Annotated in this window: 8 protein-coding genes, 3 tRNA genes and 1 pseudogene; 5 read left to right on the top strand and 7 right to left on the bottom strand. The window is 69.6% G+C overall.

The annotated features are described in order from the left end of the window. Positions 1-187: 187 nt before the first annotated feature. From ADK65_RS22950 to ADK65_RS39970, 3 genes and pseudogenes are all read right to left on the bottom strand, one after another. The gene (locus ADK65_RS22950) at positions 188-1,066 is read right to left on the bottom strand and encodes an alpha/beta fold hydrolase (protein WP_053672222.1); all 879 of its coding nucleotides are present in this window, start codon (positions 1,064-1,066) and stop codon (positions 188-190) included. 146 nt (positions 1,067-1,212) lie between these two features. Continuing rightward, positions 1,213-2,167, bottom strand: a pseudogene (locus ADK65_RS22955) (sensor histidine kinase); the annotation flags it as partial. Beyond that, positions 2,086-2,313, bottom strand: a complete 228-nt coding sequence (locus tag ADK65_RS39970; RefSeq protein ID WP_420709065.1) for an SDR family NAD(P)-dependent oxidoreductase — start codon at positions 2,311-2,313, stop codon at positions 2,086-2,088. The pseudogene ADK65_RS22955 and the gene ADK65_RS39970, both read right to left, overlap by 82 nt. A 179-nt stretch (positions 2,314-2,492) precedes the next feature. On the opposite strand from ADK65_RS39970, the gene ADK65_RS22960 reads away from it, so the two are divergent. Continuing rightward, complete coding sequence (locus tag ADK65_RS22960) at positions 2,493-3,116, top strand: TetR/AcrR family transcriptional regulator (RefSeq protein ID WP_053672224.1); 624 nt, start codon at positions 2,493-2,495, stop codon at positions 3,114-3,116. A gap of 877 nt (positions 3,117-3,993) precedes the next feature. On the opposite strand, the gene ADK65_RS22965 is transcribed toward ADK65_RS22960, so the two are convergent. The 3 genes from ADK65_RS22965 to ADK65_RS22975 all read right to left on the bottom strand — a co-directional run bounded on the left by ADK65_RS22965 (position 3,994) and on the right by ADK65_RS22975 (position 4,408). Beyond that, positions 3,994-4,067 (bottom strand) — tRNA-Ile (locus ADK65_RS22965). A gap of 190 nt (positions 4,068-4,257) precedes the next feature. Further along, positions 4,258-4,330, bottom strand: a tRNA-Asn gene (locus tag ADK65_RS22970). Positions 4,331-4,335: 5 nt separating this feature from the next. Continuing rightward, positions 4,336-4,408: transfer RNA gene (locus tag ADK65_RS22975), tRNA-Asn, on the bottom strand. 159 nt (positions 4,409-4,567) lie between these two features. On the opposite strand from ADK65_RS22975, the gene ADK65_RS22980 reads away from it, so the two are divergent. The 4 genes from ADK65_RS22980 to ADK65_RS22995 all read left to right on the top strand — a co-directional run bounded on the left by ADK65_RS22980 (position 4,568) and on the right by ADK65_RS22995 (position 10,242). Further along, entirely contained in the window at positions 4,568-4,873 is a 306-nt protein-coding gene (locus ADK65_RS22980) for a YtxH domain-containing protein (RefSeq protein WP_053672225.1), read from the top strand. A 147-nt stretch (positions 4,874-5,020) separates the two neighbouring features. Then, a complete protein-coding gene (locus ADK65_RS22985) occupies positions 5,021-6,469 on the top strand; it encodes a xylulokinase (RefSeq protein ID WP_053672226.1) in 1,449 nt (482 codons plus the stop codon). A 111-nt stretch (positions 6,470-6,580) separates the two neighbouring features. Then, on the top strand, positions 6,581-8,314 hold the full coding sequence (locus ADK65_RS22990) for an ABC transporter ATP-binding protein (protein WP_053672227.1): 1,734 nt from the start codon (positions 6,581-6,583) through the stop codon (positions 8,312-8,314). Next, positions 8,314-10,242 (top strand): ABC transporter ATP-binding protein, encoded by a 1,929-nt coding sequence (locus ADK65_RS22995; protein WP_053672228.1) that lies wholly within the window; start codon positions 8,314-8,316, stop codon positions 10,240-10,242. The genes ADK65_RS22990 and ADK65_RS22995 overlap by 1 nt, the downstream gene beginning before the upstream one ends. A 102-nt stretch (positions 10,243-10,344) precedes the next feature. Here the strand turns inward: ADK65_RS22995 and ADK65_RS23000 are convergent, their stop codons facing one another. Further along, the gene (locus ADK65_RS23000) at positions 10,345-11,628 is read right to left on the bottom strand and encodes an RNA polymerase sigma factor (RefSeq protein ID WP_053672229.1); all 1,284 of its coding nucleotides are present in this window, start codon (positions 11,626-11,628) and stop codon (positions 10,345-10,347) included. Positions 11,629-11,659: the final 31 nt, after the last annotated feature.

Here is an 11,659-nt window from a genome sequence, read left to right on the forward strand (position 1 = left end):
ATCACTTCGACGAGTTCGGCGAAATCGATGGCGGGTACCAGCGATTCGTAGCGCCGACGGACGTCATCGAAGGAGTCGTCGGTGTCGATGACAAGGCGGTTGACGAGGTGGGGGACGGCCTGAGTCATGGCACTTCCTCATGTCCTGACGGGGATGGGCGGCGGGTGCCGATAGCTGCCGGGTCAGGTCAGGCCGCGTCGAGCAGGATCCGCGCCATCTCGTCGGGACGCTCCAAGGCGGAGAAGTGGCCGGTGCGCGGCACGGTGATGCGGTGGACGTCCGCCAGCGCGCTGGCCACGCGGTCCCGCTCGGCGGGACGGGACCAGTCGTTCTCGCTGTAGACGAGGGTGACGGGTGCCGACACGCGCGGGTAGCGCTCGCGGGCCCGGTCGAATCCCCTGAGGCTGCGGAAGATTCCTCGGGACACCTTGGCGTAGCCCTTGCGGCGGCCGCTCCTCAGTAGCTCGGTGATGAAGTCCTCGGGCAGCCGGGTCTTGTCGACGTAGCCGCCCTGCAGAATCACCCGGAAGATGGGCCGCGGCTCGAGGGGGGCGAAGAGGGGGCCCAGCACGGGCATCCGCACGCTGGAGATGATGACGCGGGCGATCCAGTTTCCGCGTTCGCCGCCCTGGGGGTAGTCGTAGCTGTTGAACGCCACGACGCGGCTGACCCGGTCCTTCAGGTCGATCGATGCCGACAGGGACAGGGCGCCGCCGAGTGATTCGCCCGACAGGGTGACGTCGTGAAGGTCCAGTCCGCGGACGAATTCGACGACCGCGGCCCGCAGTTGCGGCTCCTCGTACTGTGCGCCGGGGACGATGTCGGACCATCCCATCCCGGGCAGATCCAGCGCGTAGACCGTGTAGTGATCCCACAACAACGGGATCACCCGCTGGAAGTAGTCGAGCTGGCCGCGCACGGTGTGCATCAGAACGAGGGCACGGCCGGTGCCCACCGTGTAGTAGCGCAGCCGCGAGCCATCGGCCCGGGTGAAAAACCGCACCTCGCCGCGGCCGTTGCTCCAGGTTCTCGCGTACGTCGCGTCGGGAGACTCGTTGCGTTCCATGGTTCTGTCCTTTCAGGTGAGGAGAATGCCGCAATACAGGCAATCTCCTCATTTCTTTTGTCTGTGAAGTTGCTCAGGCGCAAAGAGGTGCGGTCGCCCGAAGTGTCCTGTCTCAGAGAGCACCGCCTGCGCTCTGGAGTCCTTGGTCATGAGGGCTCCTGGGCCGGGTCGGAGACGGTGTCGGGCTCGATGTCAGGGTCGGTGGCGGTGAGGGGGAGCAGCACCTGGAAGCGGGTGTCGCCGGGTACGGACTCGACTTTCAGGTCACCGTGGTGCTTGTTGACGACGATCCGCCAAGAGATGTCGAGCCCCAGCCCGGTGCCCTCGCCCACCGGCTTGGTGGTGAAGAACGGGTCGAAGATCCGGCCGCGGATCTCGGCCGGCACTCCCGGGCCCGTGTCGCGGAACTCCACCAACAGCCGGTCGTGCACCACAGCGGTGCGTACGGTCAACGTCCCTTCGCCGCCCGCACTCTTGATGGCGAAGACCGCGTTGTCGATCAGGTTGGTCCACACCTGGTTCAGCTCGGCCGGGTAGGCCGGAATCCTCGGCACCGAACGGTCGTACTCCTTCACGACCTTGACCTGTGGCCCGATCTTGCCCGACAGCATCGGCAGCGTGCTGTCGAGGAGTTCGTGGACATCGGCGACCTGGTAGGGCGCGCGGTCCAGCTGCGAGTACTGCTTGGCGGCGTCGACGAGGTGCGAGATACGGGTGGTGGAGTCCTCGATCTCGGACATCGACAGCTCGGTCTCGACCGTGTAGGTGAGGCACTCGATGGCAGTCTGCAGGATTTCCTGCTCGGCGGCGGCCGTCGCGATCATGGGTGAGACCCGCTGACAACGAGCCCAGCGCCAGCAGCCGTTCGTGCTGCCCGACGGCCCGCTGAAAGGTCTGCGCGCCGAGGAAGAGCCCCTCCAGGAGATGGACCGCCATCGGAAACCGCTCGTGCATGAAGTTCGCGAACGATTCGGCGGGCAGGACGAAGAACCGCGTCGGCTCCGGCACCCGCACCGAGTTCATGTACCGCTGCGGTTTCCCGTCCCCGACGTACGCCCGCACGGCCCCCGCGTACACCCCTGGCTGGGACGTGCGGCTGACCACACCGCGTTGCGGCTCGTGCCGACCACCGCGAAGCCGGCGCCCACCAGGGCGAGCGCCGCCGCCCGCCCGATCCCGGCGGAGGCGCCCGTCACGAGGGCCACTCGGGGAGCTGTCTGCATGGTGGTTCCTTCGGTTGTGGTCATGACTTCGCCGGGTGCTGCGCGGGTCGCCTGCGCTCAGGCCGACTGGGTCCGCACCGGTCCTGCAAGCCCGAACCAAGCCTGTCCGGCGAGCTCAGGACGGTTGTTTACTGAACAGTCCGAAACCTAGGCAGTTCTGTACTGAGTTGTCAAGAAGGGTGAGTCGGCTTTACGGTCTTTGTATGGCGAGACCACGAAGCTTCGACCGCGACCACGTCCTCCATGCCGCCGAGCGCCAGTTCCGCACCTCGGGCTACAACGGCACGAGCGTCGACGACATCAGTGCCGCCACCGGCCTGGGCCGCGGCAGTCTCTACGGCGCGTTCGACGGCAAGCACGGCGTGCTGCTGGAGGCGATGGCCGGCTACTTCGCCCGGCTGGCGCAGGGTCCGCGCAAGATGCTCGACGGACCGGACGAGGGCGCCCTGGAACGACTGCACCAGTACTTGCTCCGCGCCGTCCACGGGGTACCACTCGCCGCGGACGTACCCCCCGCCTCCGACCGGGCGGGGGCGGCCTGCTTCGCCGCCAAGATGGCCCTGGAGATCGGCGCCTCCGACGCCGAGGTGAAACGCCTGGCCAACGACTGCTTCTCCGTGGTCCGCGCGGCGGTGGCCGAGTGTGTGCAAGCGGCACAGCGCAACGGCGACATCGACCCCGACGCGGATCCCGACGACCTTGCGTACCTTCTACTGACCATCATCCGCGGGACCGATGTCGTAGGCGCGTACGGCCACAGTCCCGACCGCCTGACCTCGATCGCGGAGAGCGCGTTCGCCTTGCTGCCTCGCCCGCGCCACACCTGAGAAGGGCACGGCCTGCCTCATTGCACAGGCATCTGACCGTGAGCGTGGCTGCAGGCTCCTGACAAACGCGCGCGTCGGTCGCGGGACGACCAGTGCGGGTGGCGGTGAGGCAGGTCCTCGGGCGATGGCTGGATGCCCATCGGCCCGCGGGGCCACTACCCCCACCTTGAGGAGGCAACGTCGATCGACGTGCGGGCGACCACCCCCGTTTCGGGCAGCAGCGAGAGCTTGCGACCGGCTTCGGCGTTGCTGCAGCCCAGTGCCACCTGCGCCAGGACGTCGCGTTCCCGGGGTGCCAGGGGCGGGCCTGGTACCGAGGCCGTGGCGGAGGTTGAGCCAGTCGGCCGGCCATGCCGAGCAGCCGATCACGCGGATCCCCTTCGGGGACATGGCGGACCAAGCGCCGTAACTCGGCATGAGGCTGTCGGAGTTCTTCGAGCGGCACTGCTCGCCGATGGCGCGGCGCACAGCAGGCGCAGGCGGCGGACCTCGTCACGGATGGCCGGCTCGGCGGCCAGTCGCCGGTAAGCGCCGGCGACCGCTTCGGCCGCCCGGTCCGTGAGCGGAGCCGGGCCGACTCTCCCGCCTACGCCCCGGCGCCCGGCGCCCGGACAGCGGATCACGTCACGCCTGAGCGGCAGCCGCCCACTCAGGCCGGCCCGTCCCGCCATGCCTGTCGGCCCCTTCCGGGCCGTTGCCAGTACGGGTCGTTTCGCGTCCCGACTCGCCCCTCAGTCAGACGGTCCCCGCACCCACCCGCCGACCCGACCGAGCCAACGGGGTCAAACTCACGCGCAGTGGATTCATTCCGTCCAGGCAAAACTGACGATCTGGCAGGACAAAATGAACGTTTCCGCAGGTCAGGCGCCTGCGCAGGTGGGGCGGGTGGGACTCGAACCCACGGCCGACGGATTATGAGTCCGCTGCTCTAACCGGCTGAGCTACCGCCCCATAGCGGCGTGTCGCGTACATGTGTGCGCGCCGTCTGCCGCAGCATAGCCGCTCATACGATCTCCTGCTTCGGCTGGGCGGCTTCGCACGGCCTACGTGACCTTGAGGACTGCGCCCGGTGCCGCGCGGTTCCCGGGACAGGGATACGGACATGAAAAAGGACCCCTGCGAGGGGTCCTTCTCCGACCTGCTCCCCCGACTGGACTCGAACCAGTAACCTGCCGGTTAACAGCCGGCTGCTCTGCCAATTGAGCTACGGAGGACCGAGCTCCCCGGACTGGACTCGAACCAGTAACCTGCCGGTTAACAGCCGGCTGCTCTGCCAATTGAGCTACCGAGGAAGGTCTCGTTTGCATCGAACGCACCTACCTGGGTATCCGCCAGGGGGCGCGCGTTCGCTGCGACACATACATTAGCGCAAGCAGGGGGGTGCTTCGCCAATCGGTACTCCCCGGCGCCGACGCCGCACAGGAGACCTACGCAAGGGAAGGGTGGCCGCGATGCGTTACCGGCTCACGTTCGTCGCCGGAGTCGTCCTGGGTTACGTGCTGGGCACGAGGGCCGGACGCGAGCGCTACGAACAGTTGAAGAAGTCAGCCCGGCAGTTCGCGCAGAACCCCGCCGTGCGCAACACCGCGGAGACGGCGGCCCACCAGGGCCGTGAGTTCGCGGGCAAGGCGTACCACGTGGTGAGCGACAAGGTCGGCGACCGAGTCCCCGAATCGGTGGCGGAGCGCGTCCGCCACCTGCGCGACCGCGCCACCCACAACGGCGGCGAGGACGACTGGGGCACGACCAACACGTGACCCTCTGATGCCGAGCACGCCCGCGCCCCGACAGGGGCGCGGGGAACTGCGCGAACGACCACGACGAAGCCCGCACCCGAAACCCGGCGACACACCCCGCGGCGCCCACGGCCCGACCTCGGCGGAGCGTGCGGCAGAATTTTGGCCATGGGGATAGTCGCCGGGTTGGACAGTTCACCCGATTTCACTCGTATCGTCGTCTGTGACACGGACTCCGGAGCCGTGCTCAGGCAGGGATATGCACCGCATCCGGTGGAGAGCCCCGAGGGCGGCGGCCGGCCGTCCGACGTCGATCCGCAGGCCTGGCTGCTCTCCCTGGGCGAGGCCGCGGGCGGCGGGCTGCTGGAAGGTGTGCAGGCGATCGGCGTCTCGGCGCAGCAGAACGCCGTCGTGCCGCTGGACGCGCAGGGCAACACCGTGCGGCCCGCCATGGTCGGCGGTGACAAGCGGACGCAGGTCGCCGCGGCCGACCTGATCGACGCGCTCGGGGGGCGCGAGGCGTGGGCGCAGGCGGTGGGCTGTGTGCCGCAGGCCGCGCAGCCGGTGACGAAGCTGCGCTGGCTGGCCCGGACCGAACCGGAGAACGCGCAGCGCACCGCGATCCTGCTCCAGGCGCACGACTGGCTGGTGTGGCAGCTGCTGGGCCGGCCGGTCAGGAGAACCACCGACCGGGGCGGCGCGTCCGGCACCGGCTACTGGTCCGCGGCGACCGGTGGTTACCGGCCCGACCTCGTGGAGCTGGCGCTGGGCCACCAGGTGATGCTGCCGGAGGTGATCGGCCCCGCCGACGCGGCCGGTACGACGCCGGAGGGGCTGCTGATCTCCGTGGGGACCGGCGAGACCATGGCGGCGGCGTTCGGTCTCGGCATCGGCCTCGGTGACGCGGTGGTGTCGCTGGGCGCGTCCGGGTCCGTGATGGCCGTGCATCCCGAGGCGCTGGTCGACGGGTCCGGGATGATCACCGCGCTGGCGGACGCGACCGGCATGCACCTGCCCGTCGTCACCACCCTGAACGCCGTACGGACGCTGCGCGGGGCGGCCGAGCTGCTGGGGCTGCCGGATCTGGAGAGCCTGTCCGACCTGGCCATGAAGTCGACGCCCGGGTCGCACGGACTGGTGCTGCTGCCCTATCTGGAGGGCGAGCGGACCCCGAACCTGCCGCACACCGCCGGGACCCTGGCCGGGCTCCGGCGCGAGTCGATGAAGGCGGAGCACCTGGCGCGGGCCGCGTTCGAGGGGATGCTGTGCGGGCTCGCGGACGCGCTGGACGTGCTGCGCGGGCGGGGTGTGGAGGTGCGGCGGGTGTTCCTGCTCGGGCCGGCCGCGGAACTGCCCGCCGTGCAAGCCGCGGCGCCCATGCTGTTCGGGACGCAGGTCGTGGTGCCGCAGCCCGCGGACTACGCGGCGATCGGCGCCGCCCGCCAGGCGGCCTGGGCGCTGGGTGCCTCGCAGGGCACGCTCGACGTGCGCAACCCGCCGGCCTGGCAGGGCGCGGTGGCGCAGGTGCTGGAGCCCGGGGACGAGCTGGCCGTGGGGCAGGCGGTGCGGCAGCAGTTCGTGGCAGTGCGGGAGCAGACGCATCCCGGCGCCCTCTGAGGGCTTTGACCGCCTGTTGGGTTAATTCGGTTGAGGTAACGCGGGTGGAGTGTTCGACGATAGGGGCCAGGGGCAACCACTCGCCCCGTCGTCCACTCCGAGAGAAGCAGCGTGCTCATACGACTTCTGCGGACCTATCTCAGGCCCTACAAGAGACCCATCGCTCTCCTGGTGCTGCTGCAGTTCCTGCAGACCTGCGCCACGCTCTACCTGCCCACGCTGAACGCGGACATCATCGACCAGGGGGTCGTGAACGGCGACACCGGCTACATCCTGGGCTACGGCGGCCTGATGATCGGCATCTCGCTTGTCCAGGTCGTGTGCAACATCGGCGCCGTGTACTACGGGGCCCGTACGGCGTCGGCGCTGGGGCGGGACCTGCGGGCGTCCGTGTTCGACCGGGTGCAGTCGTTCTCCGCGCGTGAGGTCGGTCACTTCGGGGCGCCGTCGCTGATCACGCGGACGACGAACGACGTCCAGCAAGTGCAGATGCTGGCGCTGATGACGTTCACGCTGCTGGTGTCGGCGCCGATCATGTGCGTGGGCGGCATCGTGCTGGCGCTCGGTCTGGATGTGCCGTTGTCCGGGGTGCTGGTGGCGGTCGTACCGGTGCTGGGCATCTGCGTGACGCTGATCGTGCGGCGGCTGCGGCCGCTGTTCCGGGCGATGCAGGAGCGGCTGGACTCGGTGAACCAGGTGCTGCGCGAGCAGATCACCGGCAACCGTGTGATCCGCGCCTTCGTCCGGGACGAGTACGAGCAGCAGCGCTTCCGGAAGGCCAACACCGATCTCACCGACTTCGCGCTGGGCACCGGCAACCTGCTCGCGCTGATGTTCCCGATCGTCATGACGGTGGTGAACCTGTCGTCGATCGCCGTGGTGTGGTTCGGGGCGCACCGGATCGACAGCGGCGGGATGCAGATCGGCGACCTGACGGCGTTCCTCGCCTATCTGATGCAGATCGTCATGGCCGTGATGATGGCCACCTTCATGTTCATGATGGTGCCGCGCGCGGAGGTGTGCGCCGAGCGCATCAGCGAGGTGCTGGACACCTCCTCCAGCGTGGTGCCGCCGTCGGCGCCGGTGCGCGAGCTGCGCCGGCACGGGCACCTGGAGATCCGCGGGGCGGGCTTCCGCTATCCGGGTGCCGAGGAGCCGGTGCTGCGCGCCGTGGACCTGGTGGCCCGGCCGGGTGAGACGACCGCCGTCATCGGCTCGACCGGCAGCGGCAAGTCCACCCTGCTCGGGCTGGTGCCGCGGCTGTTCGACGCGACCGAGGGGCAGGTGCTCGTCGACGGGGTCGAGGTGGCGGAGATCGATCCGCAGCTGCTCGCGAAGACCGTCGGGATGGTGCCGCAGAAGCCGTACCTGTTCGCGGGGACGGTGGCGACCAACCTGCGCTACGGCAATCCCGACGCCACCGACGAGGAGCTGTGGCACGCGCTGGAGGTGGCGCAGGCCAAGGACTTCGTGGAGCGGCTGGAGGGCGGCCTCGACTCGCCGATCTCGCAGGGCGGGACGAACGTCTCCGGTGGTCAGCGCCAGCGGCTCGCGATCGCCCGGACGCTGGTGCAGCGGCCCGAGATCTACCTCTTCGACGACTCCTTCTCCGCGCTCGACTACGCCACGGACGCCGCGTTGCGGGCCGCGCTCACCGAGGAGACCGCCGAGGCGACCGTGGTGATCGTCGCGCAGCGGGTGGCCACCATCCGGGACGCCGACCGGATCGTCGTCCTCGACGAGGGCCGGGTCGTCGGCACCGGCCGGCACCACGAGCTGATGGCGGACAACGAGACCTACCGGGAGATCGTGCTCTCCCAGCTCACGGAAGCGGAGGCTGCCTGATGGCGGGGCCCATGGGGCGGATGATGGCCGGGGGCGGCCCCGACCAGCGCTCGCTCGACTTCAAGGGGTCGGGCAAACGGCTCGTCGCGCGGTTCCGGCCGGAGCGGGTCACCATCTACGTGCTGCTGCTGTGCGTGGTGCTCAGCGTCGGCCTGAACGTCGTCGGGCCGAAGATCCTCGGCAAGGCCACCGACCTGGTCTTCGCGGGCATCGTCGGCCGGGGCATGCCGGAGGGGGCGTCCAAGGAGCAGGTCCTCGACTCCATGCGGCAGCGCGGGGACGGCGACGTCGCCGACATGCTGCGCAGCACCGACTTCACCCCGGGCGAGGGCATCGACTTCACGGCCGTCGGGCACGTACTGCTGCTGGCGCTGGGCGTGTTCACGGTGGCCGGGCTGCTGATGGCGGTCGCGACGCGGCTGGTGAACCGGGCCGTGAACCGGACCATGTTCCGGATGCGTGAGGACGTGCAGACGAAGCTGTCGCGGCTTCCGCTGTCGTACTTCGACCAGCGCCAGCGCGGTGAGGTGCTGTCCCGGGCGACGAACGACATCGACAACATCGGGCAGACCCTCCAGCAGTCGATGGGGCAGCTCATCAACTCGGTGCTGACCATCATCGGCGTGCTCGCGATGATGTTCTACGTCTCCTGGATCCTGGCGCTGGTCGCGCTGGTGACCGTGCCGCTGTCGTTCGTCGTGGCCACGCGGGTGGGCAAGCGGTCGCAGCCGCACTTCGTGCAGCAGTGGCGCTCGACGGGCAAGCTGAACGCCCACATCGAGGAGATGTACACCGGGCATGCCCTGGTGAAGGTGTTCGGGCGGCAGGAGGAGTCGGCGCGGCAGTTCGCCGAGCAGAACGACGCGCTGTACGAGGCGGGGTTCAAGGCGCAGTTCAACAGCGGGGTCATGCAGCCGCTGATGATGTTCGTGTCGAACCTGAACTACGTGCTGGTGGCGGTGGTCGGCGGGCTGCGGGTCGCCTCCGGCTCGCTGTCGATCGGCGATGTGCAGGCCTTCATCCAGTACTCGCGCCAGTTCTCCATGCCGCTGACGCAGGTGGCGTCCATGGCGAACCTGGTGCAGTCCGGTGTGGCCTCGGCGGAGCGGGTCTTCGAACTGCTGGACGCGGAGGAGCAGGAGGCGGACCCGGTGCCGGGTGTGCGTCCGGAGGAGCTGCGCGGGCAGGTGGCGCTGGAGCACGTGTCGTTCCGCTACGACCCCGACAAGCCGCTCATCGAGGACCTGTCACTGAAGGTCGAGCCCGGGCACACGGTCGCCATCGTCGGCCCGACCGGCGCCGGCAAGACGACGCTGGTGAATCTGCTGATGCGGTTCTACGACGTCACCGGCGGGCGCATCACCCTCGACGGCGTCGACATCGCGCGGATGTCCCGGGACGAACTGCGGGCCGGGATCGGCATGGTGCTGCAGGACACCTGGCTGTTCGGCGGCACGATCGCGGAGAACATCGCGTACGGCGCCTCCCGGGAGGTCACCCGCGGGGAGATCGAGGAGGCGGCCCGGGCGGCGCACGCGGACCGGTTCGTGCGGACGCTGCCGGACGGGTACGACACGGTGATCGACGACGAGGGCACGGGGGTGAGCGCGGGTGAGAAGCAGCTCATCACCATCGCCCGGGCGTTCCTGTCCGACCCGGTGATCCTGGTGCTGGACGAGGCGACGAGTTCGGTGGACACGCGGACGGAGGTGCTGATCCAGAAGGCGATGGCCAAACTGGCTCATGGGCGGACCTCGTTCGTCATCGCGCACCGCCTGTCGACGATCCGGGACGCGGACACGATCCTCGTCATGGAGAACGGGTCCATCGTCGAACAGGGGGCGCACGAGGAGCTGCTGGCGGCGGACGGCGCGTATGCGCGGCTGTACAAGGCGCAGTTCGCGCAGGCCGTCGCCGAGGTCGACTGAGTCGCATTCGGGGGTGCCGAGTGGTGTCGTGGGGCGGCTGCGGGCCGGTGGGGGCCGGTCGCGCAGTTCCCCGCGCCCCTTGGGCCGGACCCGCACTCGGCATCAGTCCAGATAGCCCCGCAGCTGATCCGCGAAGGCGTGGTCCCTCAGCTTGTTGAGGGTCTTCGACTCGATCTGCCTTATGCGTTCCCTGGTGACACCGAAGATCCTGCCAATCTCCTCCAGGGTGCGGGGGCGGCCGTCCGCCAGGCCGTAGCGGAGTTGGACGACCTTCCGCTCCCGCTCGCCCAGGGTCGACAGGACCGCCTCCAGGTGCTCCCTGAGCAGCAGGAAGGCCGCCGACTCGACGGGGGAGGCCGCGTCGCCGTCCTCGATGAGGTCGCCGAGGGCGACGTCGTCCTCCTCCCCGACGGGCGCGTGCAGCGACACCGGCTCCTGGGCGAGGCGCAGGACCTCGCTGACCCGCTCCGGCTGCAGGTCCAGGTGGGCCGCGACCTCCTCGGGCGTCGGCTCGTAGCCCCGCTCCTGGAGCATGCGGCGCTGCACGCGGACGACCCGGTTGATGAGCTCCACGACGTGGACGGGGACCCGTATCGTGCGGGCCTGGTCGGCCAGGGCGCGGGACATGGCCTGGCGGATCCACCAGGTCGCGTACGTGGAGAACTTGTAGCCGCGGGCGTAGTCGAACTTCTCGACGGCCCGGATCAGGCCGAGGTTGCCCTCCTGGACGAGGTCGAGCATCGTCAGACCGCGGCCGACGTAGCGCTTGGCGACCGAGACGACCAGGCGCAGGTTGGCCTCGATCAGGCGGCGCTTGGCCATGCGGCCCATGACGACGAGCCGGTCCAGGTCGAGGGCGAGCTGGCTGTCCAGGTCGGGGGTGAGGCGCAGCTTCTCCTCCGCGAACAGGCCGGCCTCGACGCGGCGGGCGAGTTCGACCTCCTCGGCGGCGGTGAGCAGGGGGATGCGGCCGATCTCCCGCAGGTACTGGCGGAACAGGTCCGAGGAGGGGCTGCCGGACTCGGTGCGGACCGGCGGGGGTTCGACTGCTTCGACCGGTTCCGACGCCTCGATGGCCTCGGCGGGCGGCTCCTCCGGCTCCGGCCCCGACTCAGGGTGGTGCGCGGCGCGGCTCTGCGCCGGGACCCCTGACAGGGCGTCGGCCTCCGCGTCCGGCGCGGCGTCGTCGGCACCGGCGTCGGTCTGGGTGAGGGTCTGGGTCTGCACGGGGGCGACCTCCAGGATGATCGCTGCCAAGGAGTACGGCAGCGGTACTTCGGGGGCGGAGTCGGCCTCGCCGCTTCCCGTCCCGTACGCGATGAGCGGAACCGCGGGGGTCTGGGACCCGTGGGTGACGGACCGGCCGCGCTCCGAGGACTCAGGCACCGCAACCCAGTGTGGGGTAAGACACATCGTC

This window comes from Streptomyces sp. NRRL B-1140, assembly GCF_001280065.1.
GTDB lineage: Bacteria > Actinomycetota > Actinomycetes > Streptomycetales > Streptomycetaceae > Streptomyces.